This is a genomic window from Paenibacillus liaoningensis, from assembly GCF_059609455.1.
The window spans coordinates 157,227-177,515 of sequence record NZ_JCAALU010000007.1 but is presented as its reverse complement, the minus strand read 5'-3'; the positions used below and the strand labels follow the sequence as shown (position 1 = coordinate 177,515).

The window sequence follows — 20,289 nt, the reverse complement described above, 5'->3', positions numbered from 1 at the left end:
GCTGCAGTCAAACAGCTGTCCTACCGAGTTGTTAGAATAACGCCAGAGCTTCTGTATTCAAAACAACTATCCGTTCCGGCTTATGCTGTGTGGATCGGGTAACCGAGTGCTACTTCCGCTGCTTCAAGCACGATCTCGCCAAGTGTAGGATGCGCATGGATCGTTAGCGCGATATCTTCAAGAGTTGCACCCATTTCGATAGCAAGAGCAAGCTCAGCAATCATATTAGAAGCTTCAAGACCGACGATGTGCGCACCCAATACAAGACCGGAATCCGCATCTGATACGATTTTGACGAAGCCTTCATTAGCATTAAGCGACATTGCCCGTGCGTTAATAGCGAATGGAAATTTGCCGACCTTAACGTTAAGACCTTTGTCCATGGCTTCCTTCTCACTCAAGCCTACGCTCGCGCATTCAGGATCGGAGAAGCAGACTGCTGGCACACATTTGTAGTCAATAACGCTTGGTTGACCGGAAATTGCTTCAGCTACGACACGTCCTTCGTACATGGCTTTGTGCGCAAGCGCAGGTCCAGCAATGATATCGCCAATCGCATAAATATGAGGAATGTTTGTACGGCATTGCTCATCAACTTCAACAAGGCCACGATCGGTCATTTTAACGTTTATAAGGTCAAGACCAAGCTTGTTATCGGTATTTGGACGACGTCCAACCGTTACGAGCAAGTAGTCAGCCGTTACTTTCTCTTCTTTGTCGTCAACTGTATAGGTTACAGTTACGTCTTTATCAGTTTGTTCAGCACCGTTTGCTTGTGCGCCTGTAATGATATCAACGTTCGTGCTTTTCAGTTTCTTAGCGACGATGGATGACATATCCTTGTCAAAACCCGGTAAAATAGCGTCGGAGCCTTCGATTACCGTTATTTTTGTACCGAATTTCGAATACATCTGTCCAAGCTCGATACCTATATAACCGCCGCCTATAACGACGAGGCTCTTCGGTATTTCAGGCAAGGACAAAGCGCCTTTCGACGACACGATACGGCCGCCGAAAGGGAAAGCCTTCAGCTCGATTGGGCGGGAACCTGTAGCAATGATGCAGTTACTGAAACGGTAACGCAGCGATTCCTGATCATTAAATACGCGCGCTTCATTTTCGCTAATGAACGTTACTTCGCCTTGTAAATATTGGACTTTGTTTGCTTTAAATAGAGAAGCAACGCCGCCTGTCAATTTCTTAACGACACTGTTCTTAAATTCTTGTACCTTGCTAAAATCAACCTTGGATTCGCCTACTTCGATTCCAAAAGCAGAAGCGTAGCTGTGCGATTCATATTGATGTGACGCGGAAATAAGCGCCTTCGACGGGATACAGCCTACGTTCAAGCAAACGCCACCTACGTATTCTTTATCTACAACAAGTACATTTTGTCCAAGCTGGGCAGCACGAATAGCTGCTACATAACCGCCGGGGCCTGCGCCAATGACTAGAGTGTCAATATCTTGGTAAACATCATCTACGACCATTTCTCATACTCCATAATGAATAATTCCATTTAATAATCAAGTTAGCTACTATAAATAAAAACTAGAACGTTCATTCTATATTTTCCGCAAAAATCCCTCTTACATGAAGTTGAATTTGCTATACTCATCACCTCATATTAAGCGTATAATTGGATGTTGAACGCTCATTCATCAACTATTCGTATCCGTTAGTTGAATAGCTGTGGACCAGGGGGAGACTCAAGAATTCAGAAACAAACGTTCTAATAAAATGAAAAAAATACATTACCCTCGTAATCAGAGGTGAATTCACCGTTCTGCTACCCCATAGAATAAAAAGAGTCTCATCGATTTATCCAATAATTGCTCGAAATTCCATCTCCCTGTATTATAAATACATCATATATAGAACGATTGGTAAAGAATTTTTCAATTTTTTTAACTTAAGTCAGATCAGTGACTTTTAAAATCATATTTTTACCCTTTCAACCTAAAATGCTCAGCGAAGTATGAATAATACCCGATAATTTCCCTTTATCAGTTGCTGTTTTTACCATCGTACGTAATCCTAACCAAACATTCATGAAGAAATGAGAAAGGGCTTCCGGGTCAAGATGAGCTTCAATTTCACCTGTTTGTTGACTAATAAAAATGAGATTATATAACAACTTCTCTGTTTTTGAATAGCTATCTTCAACAAGGGAAGAAACTTCTGGATCTAACAAGCCCAGTTCCACACCCGAATTAACGATGAAACACCCTTGGGGTTCTCCTTCTTTCTCTATAGAGGACTCCAAAAATTGTCGAATTAATTCCTTAACCGGTTCTTGCTTTTCAACCAATAATCTCAATTTTTTGTTTTGAATAGCTTCGTATCGTTGGAGTGCCTTTATAAATAAAGCATGCTTATCTCCAAAAGTATCATAAATGCTTCTTCTGTGAATTCCCATAAAATCGACTAATTCTTGCATCGAAGTTTTCTCGTACCCTTGCATCCAAAAGAGTTGTATAGCTTTATCTAATACTTCATTGACTTCAAATTCTTTATGTCTTGCCATTTTCATCACCTCATGCATTCATTATACATTTAAGTGAATGATCAGCAAAATTAAGGGTAAAACTTGAATAAAATCAATTTAGATTTATCAATTTTATGTTGTTGTTTCTCCCTCTTGTATAGTCATAAGAATCTTTCCTTGAGCTGTCCCTTTTGCGATTTTGGCAATAGCTTCGTTCACTTGCGAAAACGCAAATATCGAATCAATGGTTGGTTTTATGCCCGCTTCATCAATCCACTGGGGGATGTTTTTTAGTTGATTGCCATTTGGCTGAACATATAAGAAATCATAAGTTTTTCGTTGAATATGTGCCGCCATATCAAACGGCATTCCGATTGCACCAAAAAGGACTCTCTGCATCGTTGAAAATCCGCCATGTTGAATTGCAAAACGTGTATTTGGCACAGCATTCAATGATAATAATTTTCCGCCAGGTTTTAAAATACGTAATTCTTTCCTGAACTCACTTACACCACGGGTATCAATCACGTAGTCGAAATCTTCCAGCACCTCAACATAATTTTGCTTCTGATAGTCGATGAATTGGTCAGCACCAATGGATAGCGCTAAATGCCGAGATGATTCACTACCACTGACAGCTACAAAAAGCTTTTTTGATCTCGCAAATGGAATGGCGATCTGTCCGAATCCGCCTGTTCCACCAGAAATGAACAGTTTTGCCCCCGGTTTTACGTTCAGTACATTAAGTGCCTGAACAACGGTCAGAGCCGCTAGTGGAACGGCAGCACCCTCTTCAAAAGTAAGATGTTTGGGCATTTTCGCGACAATACTTGCATCAGCCACAACATATTGTGCAAACGCACCCATTGTACCTAATGGCATCAGCGCATATACTCTATCGCCCTTTTTAAATGCTGTCACCGCTTCGCCAACCGATTCAATTTCACCTGAAAGTTCATTTCCGAGTGTCAAAGGAAAATCATATTTATCAAAAACGCGCACCTTTCCAGTGATCGCTAATATAAGATGCGGGTCAACGCCTGCCACCTTTGTTTTGATTAACACTTGATGTTTGTTTATTTTTGGAATGGGCACATCGTTGATGTGTGCTTCTAGCTTTTTTGTGTAGCCGTATATTTGGACTGCTTTCATCATCTTTTCCTTAAAAATGAATAATCACCTTCCCTTTTGGACGCCCATTTGCGACTAGTTCCAGCGCTTCATTAACGTTGCCTATTGTAAATAGTGTTGGATGAATCGGTGGAACAATATTGTTTTTTTCAATGATTTCGGTAATCTCTTTTAGCTGTGCGCCGTCAGAACGAACGAAGATAAAACGGTATTCCACATCGTGTTTTTTGGCTTTATTGTCATACTTTGCACCAGCAAGAGAAAATAGCTTTTGTTTCCACCATGGCAAGTTATTGTCTTGTGCGAAACGTTTATTGGGTCCTGTACGGAGAGAGAGCAATCTTCCGCCCGGTTTAATGATTTTTAATTCATTGTCAAATTGTTCGGGTCCCAAGGTATCAATCACGTAATCGACATTCGACAACAAGTCTACATAGTTTTCTTTTGTGTAATCCAAATATTGGTCTGCACCAATTTCCAAAGTGCGTTCGCGCGCGTGCGCGTTACCGCTGACAATGACATTTAAACCCATTGCCTTTGCAATTGGGACAGCCATTTGACCAAAGCTGCCCGATCCACCAGGAATGAAAACAGATTGACCAGATTGTGCCTCAAGTTCTTCATGTAGACCTTGATACGCTGTAAGTCCAGTCAGTGCAGCAGCAGCTGCTTCCACGTAAGATAAGTTCTTTGGCATAGGGGAAATTGCGGCAGCATCAATTGCGGCATATTCCGCAAAAGCACCAATTTTTTTGAGTGGGAGACGTGTATAGATATCGTCCCCTACGTAAAAGTTAGTTACATTTTTACCCACTCTTTCTATAACGCCTGCCAATTCATTACCAAGCGTTAACGGGAAATCATAATCTTGAATCAGTTTCACGCTACCTGTGATAACCAACATTTCAAGCGGATTGACCGCTGCAGCTTTGACCTTTACCAAAACCTCGTTGTCAGAAATTTTTGGAATTGGAATGTCATTGACTTGGGCATGGATTTTTTTTGAATACTTGGTGATCTGCGCTGCCTTCATGAGTGTGTTCATATTAATCAGCATCCTTCCGTTTAGTTACCATCATTGTGTTTCGTCACCTTATAATTTTCACTTTCTAAATACCTTAATCTAAATATCGTTTCATGAATGCTATCGCTAGCTTCAGGTGCAGATGGATCAAAACACAAAAACCAGTGCTTGACAAAAGATATGATTACGAAAATCCACCTATTTCTATTGTTGTAAGACCTACCCACGACTCCAGAATCATCTGGACTTGACCGCTGTAGCTGGTGTTCCCACAAGTTTTACATCGGCCTATAACGTCCGAATGCAGTAAAAGCCTAGCAGTACAACGCAATCCATGCATCAAGCACTGATTTTTAGGTTGATCCAAGAAACTATACAAATATAATATTCATTGACCTAAAGCATTTGTCTCACAACATGGATGACTCTCGGATACATTTATGGCGTACAATTTTTTAGTTGTACGCCATGTTTAAACTACTGTCCATATTGTCGTTTACGTTTAAATCTATTTTGTTATTGCCTCTTTTTCGTTATAAAAATAGAGAGTCACTTCCAGCTTCAAACTGTTTGTGAAACCTTGATGTTTAGCATATAAGCTATACTATATTTACCCCTTCTGAGATTCTAATTCTTTCATCGTAGGATAATCCGTATACCCCTTGCTTCCACCACCATAAAATGTTGCAGGATCTGCTTCATTTAATGGAGTACCTGCTTTAAGCCGTTCCACAAAATCCGGATTAGCTAATGACCATACCCCAACAGGTGCCAGATCAGCAAGATCACTATCGATATCAACGCTGATATTTTCTAGTGTCCGTCCAGCACGATTCACTAACAACGGATTTGTCCATAAGGAACGAATGTTTTGAAGCAATTCATCATTTCCGAGGTGCATAATATGAAGGTAGGCTAAATTCAATTTTGCTAATTCTTTCGTCAGGTAACGATAAAGATCTGGTCCCTGTTCACCATCTTGAATCCCGCCAAGAGGGGTCCCTGGCGAAATACGGAAGCCTGTTTTCTCGGCCCCAATCTCGTCAACGATCGCTTTTGCTACTTCAATGGCGAAACGAGCACGATTTTCGATAGAGCCGCCATATTCATCCGTCCGCATATTCGAATTTTCTCCGATAAATTGGTTAATCAGATAACCATTTGCTCCATGAATTTCAACACCGTCAGCACCTGCTGCAATAGCTGCAGCCGCAGCTTTACGATAATCTGCAATGGTCGTTTGAATCTCTTCCTTACTCAACTCGCGTGGTACAGGGATATCCTGCATGCCTGTAGCCGTAAACGTTTCTACTCCTGGTGCAATTGCAGATGGTGCAACGGGCTGCCGATGATGTGGTGTATTGTCAGGATGCGACACACGACCAGCATGCATTAATTGGATATAAATATACCCTCCTGCTTCATGCACGGCATCGGTAACCTTTTTCCAGCCTGCAATATGCTTTTCCGTATAGATCCCAGGTGTCATTAAGTAACCTTGACCATCATCTGAAGGTTGTGCACCTTCCGTAATAAGAAGTCCCAGGGATGCACGTTGAGCATAATAAAGTGCAGCCAACTCTCCAGGTGTACCATCTTCTTGCGCTCGACTACGTGTCATTGGTGCCATCGCTAGTCGATGGGGCAATTCCATGTTACCGATTTTCGTTTTGCTCCATAATTTCTCCACTTTTATTCCTCCTATTCAAATGAGTTGCACGGATGTACAACTGGATTTAAAATTCTGAAATGACCGGATAGATTTGCCCTCTCAAATTGAAATCATAGTTCTGATCTACAATTCCTACCACTTCGTTGCTCTCATAAAGATCCACCATGAAGCCCGCCATTTGCTTGGCAGTATGATACTTAGGCATGTTGGCTTTGTAGTCAAAATCTTCAGCATCTATTGATTTTTTCACAAATTCTGTTTCCGTGATGGCTGGTGCTAAAACCTTCGCCTTTAACTTTGCACCTTTCAGTTCCAGTTCTTTGGCAAGCCCTTCAGTGAAGGAACTAACATAATATTTCGATGCAGAATAAGCAACACTGCCTACAGCAATAACATAGCCAAGTGCTGAGGATACGTTAATTAATTGAGTACCTTCTACATCAGCGTAATCTCTCACATATAGCGTTGTAAGGATGGTCAAGGATTCGATGTTAACACGCAGCATAGACTCCACTTTTTCAAGATTCTGTTCAGCAACAAAGGAGCCTTCACCAAGCCCTGCATTATTAATCCATGTCTCGATTTGATATTCCTTTAAATCGTTATACAGAGTATAGGCCTGATCAGTGACCGACAGGTCGCTTGTAACAATAACAACGTCTAAATCAGAACTTATTTCCTTAACTTTTGATTTAAGTTCTTCTAATTTGTCAAGTCTTCTAGCTACAATAATCAAGTTTTTTCCCTTAGCCGCAAACGCCAATGCTGTCTCATAACCTATTCCTGAACTTGCTCCTGTAATAACTGTGTACTTCATACGATTCTCTCCCTTTTATGAATCATTATTTTTAATATTGAAGAATGATCATTCTAATTTGGTAATAAAAGAACGGTTAGATCTAACTTGGACTAAGCATATCATTTTTAGAACGATCAGTAAAGTATTTTTTTATTAAGCGGCACGCATCTCCTGCTTGTTAAACCTGCTGTCAGCAGACGATTTAGCATTGCTTTGCATGTTTATAAAAAATCAGATCAGTGTCCCGTTCTGTTTTGTGTGGATCTAACCATACGAGTCACCCATTTGCGTGGCAGCAACCGCGGAATGAATGCCATTAATCGGTTTCGCGCCCCTGGTATGATGATGGTATCGCCGCGTATGAAGCCTCGATAACCTTCCTCGGCTACTTGACCAGCCTCCATAATAGCGCCGCTCTGGAACATTTTCGACTCCCCCATACCCGAACGAGCTACGAAGCCGGTAGATGTAAGTCCCGGACATAGCGCCGTTACAGTCACGCCTGTGCCACTTAGTTCGTTTTCAAGAGCCTCGGTGAACGATAGCACATATGCCTTCGTCGCGTAATAAATCGACATCATAGGTCCGGGGAAAAAAGACACCAATGAAGCCACGTTCATCACGCCCCCTTGGCCCCGATTGACCATATCTGGCAAGAACAGCTTTGTCATAATCGTCAGAGCCTTTATATTGATATCAATCATATTCATTTCTTGTTCCAAGTTCGTCTCCAAAAACGTCCCGTACAAACCGAAGCCGGCATTATTGACAAGATAGTCAACGACGATCCCCTTCTCCTTGAGCTCCGCGAAAATCCCCTCCGGTACGCCGGGTAACGTGACATCTTTAGCGATGACCGTCGCATAGGTGTCATATTTTTTTTTGTATTCTTTACTAAGTTCCACAAGCTTACTTTCACTACGCGCCACCAGCACCAAATCATATCCACCCTTGGCGAAACGATCCGCCAACTCTTTACCAATTCCACCTGATACTCCCGTGATAAGTACAGTTTTCCCCATCTTATAAGTTCACCTCTTTTTTAGTATTAACCATTCTTCAGCATTTAATAAGATTATTAATTTGAATGTTGCTTCTCCATATAAAAGACCTTTTATGGAGAGACTGCACGTACGGGAACGATCATTCTAGTAGTGGCAACAAACATTCATTTCATCATTCCTCTAAAAGCTGCATTGATATTCTGGCTATACGTTGAAGTTTCTCTCTGGGAATCGAGGTTCTTGCCATACTTCTTAATCCAACTCCAACATTATGCAGATATTCTGACAATGCCCCTGCATCATATTCAGAGCTGAATTCACCGTCTCGCTGCCCCCAAAAAATGATTTCCTTGAGCATTTGCTCTGCTGTTGTAAACGCCTCAGTAGACTTTTTATTAACATCGGCATCACGCGCTGCCAACTCAACCGCCGAATTCACCATTAAGCAGCCGGAAGGCCCGTTCTCTTCCCCATAGATCAAGATGTCAACAGCAAATTGGAGTGCTTCCGTTGCGGTCTTGGAGCTTTTAACTCCTCCTGCAAGAGAGGAGTTTATTTTACTTTCATAACGCTCCATCGCCTTTAGAAAGAGCGTATGCTTATCGCCAAATGTGTCATACAAGCTTCTGCGGTGGATTCCCATATGCTCAACCAAATCGGACATGGATGTTTTCTCGTAGCCCTGTTTCCAAAAAAGCTGCATCGCCTTATCCAATACCTCGATCTCATCAAACTCCTTGTTTCTTGACATGTCAATTCCCTCCTGTTAATAATTTAACATATCGAGAACGATCAGTAAAGAATGAACACATTACATACAGTTTAATCCTCATCAGTAGTACATCATCAGATATGAAGCTGTAGATCAAGTGAACCCATTTAGCAGCTTGATTTTATGTTTTAAAAATTGCTATCTTATTTTTTTTCCCCATTGATTCTACGCTTGTCTGCTCCTAACCAATCAGGAACCCAGCCTTTTTCCATCGCATCCAGAGTCACTCCTGGTGGAACAATCGCATCTATCGCATCAAGTACATCATTGCTCAATCGAACGTCACTGCCCTTTAAAGTTTCCCGGAGCTGTTCGATCGTTCTAGCCCCTATGATGGAAGCAGTTATGGAAGGATGAGATTGTGTAAAGGCCATGGCAAGATGCGGTAAAGTTAACCCTGCTTCTTCTGCAAGTATTTGAAGCTTTGCTATGGCTTCAAATTTCGTCCGATTTTCTTCTCGATTAGGGTCGACAACAGATTTTAGGCTTCCCGCAAAGGTGGCCGCTCTTGAATCGGAGGAGGACGCTTCCCCAAATTTATATTTTCCAGTTAATAGACCACCTGAAAGCGGGCTCCAAACCAAAACACCTATTCCATATTTTGCTGTGGCAGCAAGCAAATCGAATTCAATACTTCGGTTTAAAATAGAGTACGGCGATTGCTCAGAAACAAATCGTGCTACATTTTTACGATCGCTAGTCCACTGAGCTTCTGTTACTTGCCATGCTTGAAAGTTGGACGTGCCAACGTAGCGTATCTTCCCTTCTCTGACCAGATCCGTAAGCGCATCAAGAGTTTCATCAATATCAGTGTTAACATCAGGCACGTGTAGTTGATATAAATCGATATAATCGGTTTGAAGTCTTCGCAAACTATCTTCTACAGCTCGTTTGATCCAATATTTTGAACTTCCTGATTGATTGGGCCCACTGCCCATGGGAAAACCACCTTTAGTGGCCAGAAGGATATCCTCCCTGCGGCCTTTTAGGAGTTCACCTAATATTTCTTCTGCTTGACCACTTGAGTAGACATCTGCTGTATCGATCAGATTGACTCCTGCAGCCAGAGCTTCATCCAGAATAGGTTCACATTCTTTCTTTGTGTTGTTTCCCCAAAAACCAAATGTGCCTGTACCTAATACAAAACTGCTTACTTTAAGACCTGTACTGCCTAATACGCGATATTCCATATTCACTCATTCCCTTCTATACGTGCAATAATTTATAAAACGTGCATGATACCCTTAGGAAAAGTTTCTTCCACCGCGCCTCTTTGTTCATACAAGTTGTACCAGGCTTCCGCTACTTGATCTGGATCAAAGCCTGTACCTTTCTTAATCAAAGGACTAATGGATAAATGACCAACAAATACTCCGAGAGGAAGCAAGCGTTCGTGTAAATTAAGGATATAGTTTCGCAAGCCTGACATGGCGATACCTGAACTGCCGAACATGGGGCTTGGACTCATAGCGGAGAGATCGCTTGTAAATAAAAGTGTCCCCTCTCCTCGTTCAATCATATCTGGAATAATTTGTCTTGCCGTATTAATGGCTCCGATGACCACGTTGTTAAAAATGTGAAGAACGCTCTCATCAGTGGTATCAAGAACAGGTGTCACAGGAACATTTCCGCTATGCGGACTAAACTCCACAACATCAATGGTACCGAATGTATTCTTGATTTGTTGAAAAGCCCTGGTAAGCTGCATTTTGTTTGTAACATCAGCAGCAAAACCTTGCGCTTCAATCCCCATTCTATTTAGCTCCGCAGCATAATGATCCAACTTCTCCTGCGTTCTGGAAACCATAGCTATACGGAATCCGTGTCTTCCAAAAGTCTTAGCCAATGAGAAACCAAGACCAGGTCCAGCACCAATTATCGCAATTGTTTTCAACTACTAACCTCCTCCTTGTTTATATTCCTTCATAAATTCAAGAACGATAATTCTAAAAAAGGTTCAAATAGCTATTCCAAACAGGGATGCAACTGCGTGCTCTTTCTACTATTCACTTCTTGCCGTTCTATTTCCCTTGCTTGCATCATCAGTATAACATATCTAGAACGATCGGTAAAGAATTGATTTTTACAATGTTTTTCATCAGAAATGCTAACAATTAACGTTTGTCTCTAAGGAGTAATTGAACAAATCTTGTCAAATAACCGATTGAGATACTTTATGACCAAATTATCAACCGTTCAAATTTAGAGACTGGCAGTAGATGCCGTTAAAAGTGAAGCCAATCAACCATCAGTTACTAAAGCTAAAGGCTGCCGATTTTGCTGGCAGCCCTGGTTGAGCATATGAAAATTTAACCTTTAGTATATTTTCCTTGTCACGCTAAGAAATTATGAATTCCACACATTACGAAAGTGGATTTCATGCCTTACATCAAGTATTTTCCCGTAATCGACTGCTCCGCATTGATGATCTGCGGAGGTGTGCCCTCGAACACCACCTGGCCGCCCTTGCTGCCTCCGTCCGGTCCCATATCGATGATCCAATCCGCTTGGCTGATCACATCGAGGTTGTGTTCAATGACGATTACCGTATTGCCGGCATCCACGAGGCGGTTCATAATCTCCAGAAGAAGACCGATATCTGACATATGCAGACCTGTCGTCGGCTCGTCCAGTACGTAGATGCTGTCCTGCTTATGCAGCTCGCTTGCCAGCTTGATGCGCTGGCATTCCCCGCCCGAGAGCGTGCTGAGCGGTTGGCCAAGTGTTATATAGTTCAGCCCCACATCGCTCATCGCCTGCAGCTTGCGTACAACGACTTTTAGCTCGAAAAAATCCAATGCCTGCTCCACAGTCATTTCCAGCACTTCTGCAATGGACTTGCCGTTCAGCTTGTACGCGAGCACCTCTTCCTTGAACCGTCTGCCTCCACATACTTCGTACGGCAGCTTTACGCTGTCGAGAAATGCAAGGTCTGTATATACAACACCGAGCCCTTGGCAGTTCTCGCAGGCCCCCTTGGAGTTGAAGCTGAACAAACCTGGGCTTACCTTGTTAGCGGAAGCAAACGCCTTACGCACATCATCCATAATACCCGTGTAGGTCGCGGGATTCGAGCGCGTTGACACGCCTACCGCCGATTGATCGATGACGATCGCATCCAGATGCTGGCTGAGGAACACTTCCTTAATCAGCGTGCTTTTGCCCGAACCGGCGACACCTGTAACTACCGTCAGTACGCCGGTTGGAATATCTACACTCACGTTTCGCAAGTTGTGCAGTATGGCATTCTTGATAGACAGCTTGCCAGATGGCTGCCTGCAATCATGCTTCAGCTGGAGCGGCCGCTTCATATGGGTGCCTGTCAATGTACCTGCCTCCAGCAGACCTTGGAAGCTTCCTTCATATACGATGTTACCGCCGCGGCTGCCGGCGTGTGGCCCAACGTCGACAATATGATCTGCGAGCTTAATTACATCGGGATCATGCTCGACGACGATGACGCTATTGCCCTTGTCGCGGAGCTTTTGCAATAGCTCATTTAACTGGTGCACATCGCGGGGGTGCAAGCCAACACTCGGCTCATCAAAAATGTAAGTGACGTCCACCAGACTGCCGCTCAGATGCTTAACCATCTTTACGCGCTGCGACTCGCCACCGGACAAAGTATCCGTCTCACGGTCCAATGTCAAGTAGTCAAGTCCGATATCCACCAGATGCTGCAGCCGCTCTGTCAGCGACTTAATGACCGGCGCGGCAACAGGTTCGTCAATCTCCCGTATGACGCGGATGAGCTGTCCGACCTCCATCGAGGACAGTTCTGCAATATTGAGTCCATTGATCCTGCAATTGAGTGCAGCCTGACTAAGCCTCGCGCCGCGGCAGCTGGAGCAGGGGCCCTCGGAGATGTACGGCGCAACAGTCTGTTGTGTACGCTCGGACTTCGTCTTCACATCCTGCTTAATGTACTTGTTGGTGAACTTCTCAATGATGCCTTCCAGTGTAATGTTCATTGCCTTGCCGGCGAACTGCATTTCTACTTTTCCCGCCTTGGCGTACAGCAGCTGCTCCAGTTCCTCATCCGAATAATCGCTCAGCTTCTTGTCGGCATCGAAGAACCCCGTCTGCATGATCAAGTTCCAATCCCAGCCGTTCACCGAATAGCCCGGCAGCAAAATTGCCCCTTCATTCAACGACTTTGACATATCCACCGCCTTGCTCATGTCGACGCCCAGCCTGCGACCGAGCCCATTGCACTCCGGACACATACCTTGCGGATCGTTAAATGAGAACATATTGGCTTGTCCAATATAAGGCTGACCCACTCGGGAGAAAAGTAGACGAAGAATGGGAGATATATCGGTAATCGTGCCCATTGTGGAATGGGAACCGCCGCCAAGCCGCTTCTGATCCACAATTACAACCATGCTCAGATTCTCGATTCCGTCCGTATCCGGCTGTGGAACACGGGGCAGAAAATTGCGCACGAACATGCTGAAGTTCTCATTCAGCAACCGGGTGGATTCTGCGGCGATTGTATCGAAGACGATCGATGATTTGCCAGATCCGGATACCCCGGTGAAAATCGTGATCTTCCGCTTGGGAATGCGCAAGGAAACGTTCTTGAGATTGTTTTCTCTCGCTCCCGAGATTACGATATACTCCTGATTAGATTCGCTCATGCTTTACATCCTTCCGATCGTGTTAATGGGGTGGGTCCATAATTTAATGTAAAACTCATTCTTCTTCCTCATCAAATAGTTCGTTCAAGCGCAACATATTCGTACTCCAAAACTTGCTGTAGAAACCTACCCAATCTTGAATTTCTCTGAGTGGAGAGGCGTTTAGCCTAAATCGTGTTTCTCTGCCGACTTTTCGATCAAGCACTAGCCCAGCCTCTTTAAGGATTCTCAAATGCTTGGATACGGCTGTTCGCCCCATTTGAAACTTTGCCGTTAACTCATGAAGCGGTACCTCGTCTTTCTGCTAACAGCTGAATCAGTCGGCGTCTAGTTGGATCTGCAATCGCGTCAAACACATCCCGCATCGGGTTGTTCTCGCTCACAACACCCTCTCCTAAAAATTATTACCAAGGGACAACCGATAATTTCACAACCTTCTTAAATGATACGGCTCTTCGGATGTAGCGCCCACGAGGCGAGAATTATTAATTCGACACCATTTAGTGTCACTTGGATAATAGGTCACCATTTGGTGTCGTGTTAACAACATTTTTTAACTCCATTTATGTTGAATGTCAGGATAATCCAGTCCCTCGAATAATGCTAAATAGTCAAGGGCAGACTTCTTTTAACTTGCTCTGCAAGATTATTAAACGGAGGCCATCTGCATGCTAATCGGCAGTCATGTATCTATGGGTGGCAAAACGATGCTGCTAAGAGCAAGTGAAGAGGCTGCATCCTATGGTGCTAATACATTTTTGATATATACAGGAGCTCCTCAAAATAGTAAAAGAAAGCCCATAGCAGCCTATAATATTTCAGCGGGCCATGCACATATGAAGGAACATGGCATTAGCCATATCGTTGTTCATGCCCCTTTCCTGGTCAATTTGGCTAATACGATTAACAGTAAAGTATTTGAACACAGCGTATCATTTATGTGTGACGAATTAGAACGGACAGAAGCTCTAGGCTCAGATCAGATTGTTATGCATCCGGGGAGCCATGTCGGGGCAGGAGTGGATTTGGGACTACAGATCAATCGCAAATAACTCATTACTGGACCAGCCCTGACTGCGCAAATAACTCTCAATGTAAGTGAAATTGCTATCCGAACCTCCCAATCCGTGCACGAATACGACAGGCGTGCGTGCTGTGGCCGCAGAAGCCTTCGAACTTGGCTCTATACCAGATGGAATATAAATGAATCGTTAGTCTCATTTTTTTAACATCAGAATCGGGATAAATATAGTTAATATGACGTGAAAGGAATGAAATAGATGCAAAATTCATTCTCAGATTAGGGAAATATTTATATCATTGAAATAAAAAAAGCCACCCTTCAGGTGACTTCCTCTGTCCATCCTATTAACCGCTATTCTTATCTCTTCATCTGCTAGGCTTCCGCTTGCAGCCATTCGGATGCCAGACCTGCTGTCTGCTTCGAAGTGGCCGACTTAGTAGCGCCGTTCACAGGCTTCATGATTCTGGCAAGCATTTTCTGCTTAGGCTTATTCCATGTCTGCCAATCGTCTAACAACAGTCCGCCGGTATCTCCACTGTTCGGATTGAGGCTCCAGTAGGTCCAATACAGATCATTCTGCCCGATGTAGTCGACAAGAGCATTTTGCCACTTGCCCTCCTTCGATGTTGAATCGACATTGCGGCCGCCGAACTCCCCGAGCAGTATAGGTGCGATTTTTTCCTTATGAATATAGCCCCAATTAGCATCCCATACGCCAGACATATTCGCGGGAAATGTCCGATCTGCGAACCACGGCTGCGACGAAACGCCTGGGCCATAATCGTGCGGTGAGTAAACGAGCTGGTTAGGCACTTTCAGCCGGACTGGATATTTGCGAACCCCCAACAGATTGCCGCCCCACCAATAGGAGCCGCTCTGACCTTTTACATTCGCGTCTACCCCTTCCACAATGATCAGCCAGTCCGGATTGACAGCGAGAATCGCATTGCCCGCCCGCTCCGCAGCCAACCGCCAATCGCTGTCTGAATCGCCGCAGCCCCAGCATACGGAACCGTGCGGCTCATTATGCAAATCGGCGCCGATTACCGTGTCGTTGGCCAGGTAACGCTTTGCCAGCATCGTCCAATCTTTTATCCATGTTTTTTCCGGTACCGCTTGTGTATACCATCGCTCCGCTTGCTCCGAGGCCTGTGGGCGGTGACGGTCAAGAATGATTTTCATACCGCGCTTTTCCGCCTTCTGAACAAGCTTATCCAGCAGCTGGAGCGGCGTCAGACCCTTTAGGTCGGGATTTTTCACATAGTCGATCCCGCTTGGTTTTTTACCAGGAAGCAGCATTTCGTTCGTATAAGGAATACGCAGCAAATTGTAGCCTTCTTTTGCAAGCTGGTCCAGCATGCTGTCCAATGATCGCGTCCACAAGCCATGGGGTGAAAAATTGCCTGTCTCGAATCCAAACCAGTTCACCCCGTTGAAACTAGCCGGTTTGCCTTTGGCATCGACGATTTGATTGCCTGACGTGTGGTAATAACTCAAGGACGTTGCGGGCTTGCCAGCAGCAGTAGCCCCGGTGCTCGAGATAAGCACAGCCACCAGCAACAGGCACGTTCCTATCCATTTCATCCAATCCTCCCTTTCTATTATCCAGAATTAACCTTAACGCGCAGCGTGCAGCCTCGCAGGCCTATCGCACCTGACATGACCCACTCTTGGAATATATCGGATAAATAGTGTAGTTGCTGCAGCTTAATTGCATTAAACCCTCTTTTTCTTAGCGGTTCTCGGAAATCCCCCTCAATATCACTCTTCTCTACTTTATGTATATGACTTCTTTTAATTGGAACTATATAAAAATTTTGCTATACTAACAGATGCTAGATTTATGCTCTATGAATTGAAATTCTACTTTTACTAGTATCCAATGAGAAGGAGGAAAAAAGTTATGTTAATAAAAAAAGCAGGAAAAACAGTTGCCGCCACCCTTCTTGCCTTATCCTTGATCGGTACTGCTCCAAATATCGGTGATGTCTACGCAGCACCTGCAATATCGGTCACGCTGGATAATGTTCTACTGCCATTTGATGCAGCACCGCGGATAGACAAAGGGGTTACTTATGTCCCCTTCCGGACGGTTGGAGAGGCTCTTGGAATCCAAATCACTTGGAACAGCAAGACACAAACGGTCAAAGCGGCAGGCAGTCTTAAAGGGGAAATAACGGAGGTACTTCTTCAAGTGGGGAGCACTACGGCTACCGTCAACGAGAAAAAAGTGAAGCTGGCTGCAGCGCCGATTCAACTAGAAGGCCGTGTGCTTATCCCGCTCAGTTCGTTCAGCAGCCAATTCGGTGTCGCTGTGGCCTGGAATCAAACAACACGCACGGTTTCCCTTCTATCACCACAACGCGAAATGCATTTGAGAGCCTTCTATGCCCTGCAATCTTTTCAGGAAAGAGATCTGGTTTCATCCATGAATTCTGTAGCTTTTGGGTGGAGCCGCATCGATCGCGAAGGCCAGTTTACCCTGCAAGGTGACGAGTACCGACTGCCTGCTGCGGCAGGTGACGTTACGCCTCAATCCATTGTGGCGGATGCAGCGAATCAGGACATCAAACCGTACCTTATGGTTTATGCTTTAGACGGGAACGGTGAACTAACCAAGGTTTTGAGTGACAGCAGCTTGCGCCAGAAGTCTATACAGGGCATAACGGATTCCGTTGCGGAGAACGGTTTTGGCGGGATTGTTCTTGATTTTGAGGGGTTGGGATATAAGCTGGATGCTTTGCAACAGCAGAAGCTGCTAAACGATTACGTTAAGCAGTTGAAAAATTCCTTGCCTAAGGATATCTCCTTATCTTTAGCAGTGCCACCATTGAATAGCGCCTATAAAGGCTACGATTATAAGACTCTCGCTTCCATTGCAGATGATCTTATCATTATGGCTTATCAGTTTAATCCGATTGGGACCAAATCACAGGTACCCGAACCTAATAGTCTTGTAGATGAGGCGATTCAACTGGCACTGGATGCTGGTGCGCCTAAGCAAAAGCTCCTGCTTGGCATCAGCCTAAGCAGTGAAACGCCCTCTTCCATCAAAGATAAGCTAGGTCTTGCCAAGCGTTATGATTTGAAAGGAGCGGCCTTCTGGCGTCTAGGTTTATTCCGTGCCTATAACGACCAGATGGAAAGCGCTGTGAATACTTCGGTTTTAAAAGAGTAAACTTATCAAAATGCCCTAGTTCCTAAATTTCTATTTAATCATCTGCCAATCATTGAACCGAATCTCCTGACACGCTCATTTGCAACATTGGAATCAAATGATTCCCCAAAATGCTTGAGTGAACAAAGGAAATATCGGTTCAATTCCTTTAGGTGGAGACAGGCTAGCACAGCAGCAAGCGGCTGCGTTTCATGCATCAACATAATTTAACCGAATATAGGGGCTATATGAGATTAACCGGCTTGAGCACGAGATCTTTTTGAAACGCGAGTACCTCATCCCAATCCCCATGAAAAACCGGTATCCGGTAGTACCCTACTCTTTCATAAAGCGCCGCCGCTTCAGGCTGCTTGGGACCTGTCTGCAGCTTCAGATTGCTGTAGGCAAATTCGAGCGCAAGACGCTCTGCTTCAGCCATAATTGCCTGAGCAACGCCCTTCCGGCGGAAATCTGAACGTGTGTATACGCGCTTGACCTCCACTGATGTTTCATTAAGGGGCCTGATTGCCCCGCAGCCTACAGGATACCCATCCAGACGGGCAACAATAAAGGCTGATCGCGGTGCCTCCACGTCGGATAGCTGGAATCCTGCTGTCCCATCACCGCCATATAACAATCCTAGTTCTTCGCTTAGCTCCTTAATTAATTGCTCGGAATCCTTGCTTCGTACATCTTCAGCAGCAGCAACCACAATAGACGGCATATCAAAAACCCCTTTATCTCATTGGATTTATTGGTTTTAGAGTGTTTTATATAAATTATCATGAACGATCCTAAGCGTCAATTACTCCATCGATTGAATTTTTCAATAAGTATTTCTTAAAAAGCTATATTCACCTACCCAATCAAGCCCATTCATTTGAATGATACATTTTTTCAAGTTATAACACGCAACAGATTTGCGGAAAATACGGGAACTGTTTGCGGTGCTATATCCAAATAAAAGAATTATACTAAATAAAAAAAGTTCGTCCTTGATAGCGGTTCTATATCGAATACGAAAAAAACAAAATTGGAATATAACGGAACTGAATTTCCGATTCATAATTGAAAATGATTTGTATGTATGTCATACATATTGCAGGAATATCGTCTATTGGTTTTCGTCAATCTAAGGCTTTTCCTACGCATAAAAATGAGGTGTTTACTTGACAAGCAAGCTATTATTGCTGCTTTCTCCCGATTTTAGTAAACTAGGGTCAACGATCCAAGAAGAGGTTTTCAAAGATTTTTATCATTTAACTTACGGTCCAATCATGTATATGGTCAAGGATCACAGCGCGGCGGAGGATATTATTCAGGAGGTCTTTTATAAATCCATCTCCCATACGCCACAAGTTCTGGATGAAAGGCAGTTAGTAGCATGGATCAGAGTTTTAGTGAAAAATAAAACGCTAAATTATTTGCGAAAACATAAAAAAATTCGTAACGAAGTAGAGCTGGAAAGTGTTTTTATTGAGACGGGTGCTATGCAGTCCCCTTATGCTGCGACGGTGGAGTGCGAGGTCGAGGCGAAGCTGCTGGAAGAGGAATTAATAACGTGCATGCTGGAAATGAAACCGGAATACCGTCTCTTAATTGAGCTTAAGTGGAAGCGACAGTTCTCTTACCGGGAAATAGCTGAACATTTAAACTCGACAGAGGATATTATCCGCCAGAAGCTGTACCGGGCTCGTAAAGCACTGAAAGACAAATGGGATAAGAAACGAGGTGATGCTGATGGAGGACGAAGAAAATAATCCGTTATTTGAGAAGGCCTTCGAGAAGGCTATCCAGCAAATGCCGCCAGCCTTTCATTCTACCCATCACAACTCATGGCAAATAACGCAAAAAAAATTAAAAGCACTTAACCGCAGAAAGCGTCGAAATCGAGCTCTATCCTATGTCGCCCTAATAACGGCATCCATTATGATTGGATCCTTCCTGTTCGGGACTCCAGCAAAGACCAAGGCCTTTAGCCCTATATATCAATCGATCGTCGAGCTGCCTGGCCAAATGATTTCGTTCTTCTTCGGAAATCAGGATAAAAGCGATAAAGGAGCGAAGACTATCCCTCCTGAAGAACGGGATACCTCGCATGACGAAAGCAACAATGAATCATCTATACATCCCCTTTCAGGGCAAGAGTCTCATACGATATCGGTTATGGAGGATGAGGTCAATAATAAGCTTACCTTTACACCTCCCTCCTTTCCTCAACTGCCAGAGGGCTATCAATTAAGCCGGATAGATATTTCCGTACAGCCCAACGATGCTAAGTCCAATGAAGTGCTGTATGTATTTAAAAATGAAGAAGCAAAACTGCTTAGAGTCAACTTGCAGCAATTGGAGTCGGGCTCCGTAGTCGGCTCGCTTGCAAGTGCAGCTAGCTCCACCGTAGAGAACATTCCACTTCAGCGCGGTAAAGGTTATTTAACCAGCATGCCGAATGAAACAAAAAAGCTGGAATTCATGTTAGCTAATCTCTATATTCATATCGTTGGCAATCTCTCCAAAGCTGATTTAATCGCATTTGCTGAATCGATGAACCAAAAATAAAACAGGGGCTCCGCACAGC

16 protein-coding genes and 3 pseudogenes are annotated in these 20,289 nt (G+C 44.0%); 4 read left to right on the top strand and 15 right to left on the bottom strand.

Going from position 1 to position 20,289, the window contains the following annotated elements; all coding sequences use genetic code 11:
• Positions 1–80: 80 nt before the first annotated feature.
• The 12 genes and pseudogenes from lpdA to AC6B99_RS11945 all read right to left on the bottom strand — a co-directional run bounded on the left by lpdA (position 81) and on the right by AC6B99_RS11945 (position 13,913).
• On the bottom strand, positions 81–1,490 hold the full coding sequence (gene lpdA / locus AC6B99_RS12000) for a dihydrolipoyl dehydrogenase (protein ID WP_496663430.1): 1,410 nt from the start codon (positions 1,488–1,490) through the stop codon (positions 81–83).
• A gap of 464 nt (positions 1,491–1,954) precedes the next feature.
• Positions 1,955–2,527, bottom strand: a complete 573-nt coding sequence (locus tag AC6B99_RS11995) for a TetR/AcrR family transcriptional regulator (protein ID WP_056040282.1) — start codon at positions 2,525–2,527, stop codon at positions 1,955–1,957.
• Between the two features lie 93 nt (positions 2,528–2,620).
• A complete protein-coding gene (locus AC6B99_RS11990; protein ID WP_496663429.1) occupies positions 2,621–3,643 on the bottom strand; it encodes an NADP-dependent oxidoreductase in 1,023 nt (340 codons plus the stop codon).
• Between the two features lie 7 nt (positions 3,644–3,650).
• Positions 3,651–4,664: an NADP-dependent oxidoreductase gene (locus tag AC6B99_RS11985; protein ID WP_056040280.1), complete on the bottom strand. Its 1,014-nt coding sequence runs from the start codon at positions 4,662–4,664 to the stop codon at positions 3,651–3,653.
• A gap of 589 nt (positions 4,665–5,253) precedes the next feature.
• Positions 5,254–6,333: an alkene reductase gene (locus tag AC6B99_RS11980; protein WP_056040279.1), complete on the bottom strand. Its 1,080-nt coding sequence runs from the start codon at positions 6,331–6,333 to the stop codon at positions 5,254–5,256.
• Positions 6,334–6,379: 46 nt separating this feature from the next.
• Positions 6,380–7,132 carry an SDR family NAD(P)-dependent oxidoreductase gene (locus AC6B99_RS11975; protein WP_056040277.1) on the bottom strand — a complete coding sequence of 251 codons (753 nt, stop codon included), beginning with the start codon at positions 7,130–7,132 and terminating at the stop codon, positions 6,380–6,382.
• A gap of 218 nt (positions 7,133–7,350) precedes the next feature.
• The gene (locus AC6B99_RS11970; RefSeq protein WP_056040275.1) at positions 7,351–8,136 is read right to left on the bottom strand and encodes an SDR family NAD(P)-dependent oxidoreductase; all 786 of its coding nucleotides are present in this window, start codon (positions 8,134–8,136) and stop codon (positions 7,351–7,353) included.
• Between the two features lie 154 nt (positions 8,137–8,290).
• Positions 8,291–8,869 (bottom strand): TetR/AcrR family transcriptional regulator, encoded by a 579-nt coding sequence (locus tag AC6B99_RS11965; protein WP_496663428.1) that lies wholly within the window; start codon positions 8,867–8,869, stop codon positions 8,291–8,293.
• Between the two features lie 164 nt (positions 8,870–9,033).
• The gene (locus tag AC6B99_RS11960) at positions 9,034–10,080 is read right to left on the bottom strand and encodes an aldo/keto reductase (protein ID WP_494879294.1); all 1,047 of its coding nucleotides are present in this window, start codon (positions 10,078–10,080) and stop codon (positions 9,034–9,036) included.
• Positions 10,081–10,112: 32 nt separating this feature from the next.
• Positions 10,113–10,784 (bottom strand): SDR family NAD(P)-dependent oxidoreductase, encoded by a 672-nt coding sequence (locus AC6B99_RS11955; RefSeq protein ID WP_496663427.1) that lies wholly within the window; start codon positions 10,782–10,784, stop codon positions 10,113–10,115.
• Between the two features lie 490 nt (positions 10,785–11,274).
• Positions 11,275–13,530, bottom strand: coding sequence for an ATP-binding cassette domain-containing protein (locus tag AC6B99_RS11950; RefSeq protein ID WP_496663426.1), 2,256 nt, complete (start codon positions 13,528–13,530; stop codon positions 11,275–11,277).
• A gap of 55 nt (positions 13,531–13,585) precedes the next feature.
• Positions 13,586–13,913, bottom strand: a pseudogene (locus tag AC6B99_RS11945) (ArsR/SmtB family transcription factor).
• A 285-nt stretch (positions 13,914–14,198) separates the two neighbouring features.
• Here AC6B99_RS11945 and AC6B99_RS11940 point away from each other — a divergent pair.
• Positions 14,199–14,567, top strand: a pseudogene (locus tag AC6B99_RS11940) (TIM barrel protein); the annotation flags it as partial.
• Here AC6B99_RS11940 and AC6B99_RS11935 read toward each other — a convergent pair.
• Positions 14,565–14,735, bottom strand: a pseudogene (locus AC6B99_RS11935) (esterase/lipase family protein); the annotation flags it as partial. The pseudogenes AC6B99_RS11940 and AC6B99_RS11935 sit on opposite strands and share 3 nt — an antisense overlap.
• A 191-nt stretch (positions 14,736–14,926) precedes the next feature.
• Complete coding sequence (locus AC6B99_RS11930) at positions 14,927–16,138, bottom strand: glycoside hydrolase family 5 protein (RefSeq protein WP_496663425.1); 1,212 nt, start codon at positions 16,136–16,138, stop codon at positions 14,927–14,929.
• A 319-nt stretch (positions 16,139–16,457) separates the two neighbouring features.
• Between AC6B99_RS11930 and AC6B99_RS11925 the strand changes: the two genes are divergently transcribed.
• Entirely contained in the window at positions 16,458–17,732 is a 1,275-nt protein-coding gene (locus AC6B99_RS11925; protein ID WP_496663424.1) for a stalk domain-containing protein, read from the top strand.
• A gap of 223 nt (positions 17,733–17,955) precedes the next feature.
• Here the strand turns inward: AC6B99_RS11925 and AC6B99_RS11920 are convergent, their stop codons facing one another.
• Positions 17,956–18,435 carry a GNAT family N-acetyltransferase gene (locus AC6B99_RS11920; RefSeq protein WP_056040261.1) on the bottom strand — a complete coding sequence of 160 codons (480 nt, stop codon included), beginning with the start codon at positions 18,433–18,435 and terminating at the stop codon, positions 17,956–17,958.
• Positions 18,436–18,880: 445 nt separating this feature from the next.
• Between AC6B99_RS11920 and AC6B99_RS11915 the strand changes: the two genes are divergently transcribed.
• Positions 18,881–19,471 (top strand): RNA polymerase sigma factor, encoded by a 591-nt coding sequence (locus AC6B99_RS11915; protein WP_496663423.1) that lies wholly within the window; start codon positions 18,881–18,883, stop codon positions 19,469–19,471.
• Positions 19,452–20,270 (top strand): DUF4367 domain-containing protein, encoded by an 819-nt coding sequence (locus AC6B99_RS11910; protein ID WP_496663422.1) that lies wholly within the window; start codon positions 19,452–19,454, stop codon positions 20,268–20,270. Before AC6B99_RS11915 ends, AC6B99_RS11910 begins: the two co-directional genes overlap by 20 nt.
• Positions 20,271–20,289: the final 19 nt, after the last annotated feature.

Excerpts from the sequence above, each read along its gene's own strand:
- AC6B99_RS11910 (WP_496663422.1), top strand. The coding sequence starts at position 19,452 with ATGGAGGACGAAGAAAATAATCCGTTATTTGAGAAGGCCTTCGAGAAG.
- AC6B99_RS11930 (WP_496663425.1), bottom strand. The coding sequence starts at position 16,138 with ATGAAATGGATAGGAACGTGCCTGTTGCTGGTGGCTGTGCTTATCTCG.
- AC6B99_RS11950 (WP_496663426.1), bottom strand. The coding sequence starts at position 13,530 with ATGAGCGAATCTAATCAGGAGTATATCGTAATCTCGGGAGCGAGAGAA.
- AC6B99_RS11995 (WP_056040282.1), bottom strand. The coding sequence starts at position 2,527 with ATGGCAAGACATAAAGAATTTGAAGTCAATGAAGTATTAGATAAAGCT.
- AC6B99_RS11920 (WP_056040261.1), bottom strand. The coding sequence starts at position 18,435 with ATGCCGTCTATTGTGGTTGCTGCTGCTGAAGATGTACGAAGCAAGGAT.
- AC6B99_RS11960 (WP_494879294.1), bottom strand. The coding sequence starts at position 10,080 with ATGGAATATCGCGTATTAGGCAGTACAGGTCTTAAAGTAAGCAGTTTT.
- lpdA (WP_496663430.1), bottom strand. The coding sequence starts at position 1,490 with ATGGTCGTAGATGATGTTTACCAAGATATTGACACTCTAGTCATTGGC.
- AC6B99_RS11965 (WP_496663428.1), bottom strand. The coding sequence starts at position 8,869 with ATGTCAAGAAACAAGGAGTTTGATGAGATCGAGGTATTGGATAAGGCG.
- AC6B99_RS11990 (WP_496663429.1), bottom strand. The coding sequence starts at position 3,643 with ATGATGAAAGCAGTCCAAATATACGGCTACACAAAAAAGCTAGAAGCA.
- AC6B99_RS11985 (WP_056040280.1), bottom strand. The coding sequence starts at position 4,664 with ATGAACACACTCATGAAGGCAGCGCAGATCACCAAGTATTCAAAAAAA.
- AC6B99_RS11925 (WP_496663424.1), top strand. The coding sequence starts at position 16,458 with ATGTTAATAAAAAAAGCAGGAAAAACAGTTGCCGCCACCCTTCTTGCC.
- AC6B99_RS11970 (WP_056040275.1), bottom strand. The coding sequence starts at position 8,136 with ATGGGGAAAACTGTACTTATCACGGGAGTATCAGGTGGAATTGGTAAA.
- AC6B99_RS11975 (WP_056040277.1), bottom strand. The coding sequence starts at position 7,132 with ATGAAGTACACAGTTATTACAGGAGCAAGTTCAGGAATAGGTTATGAG.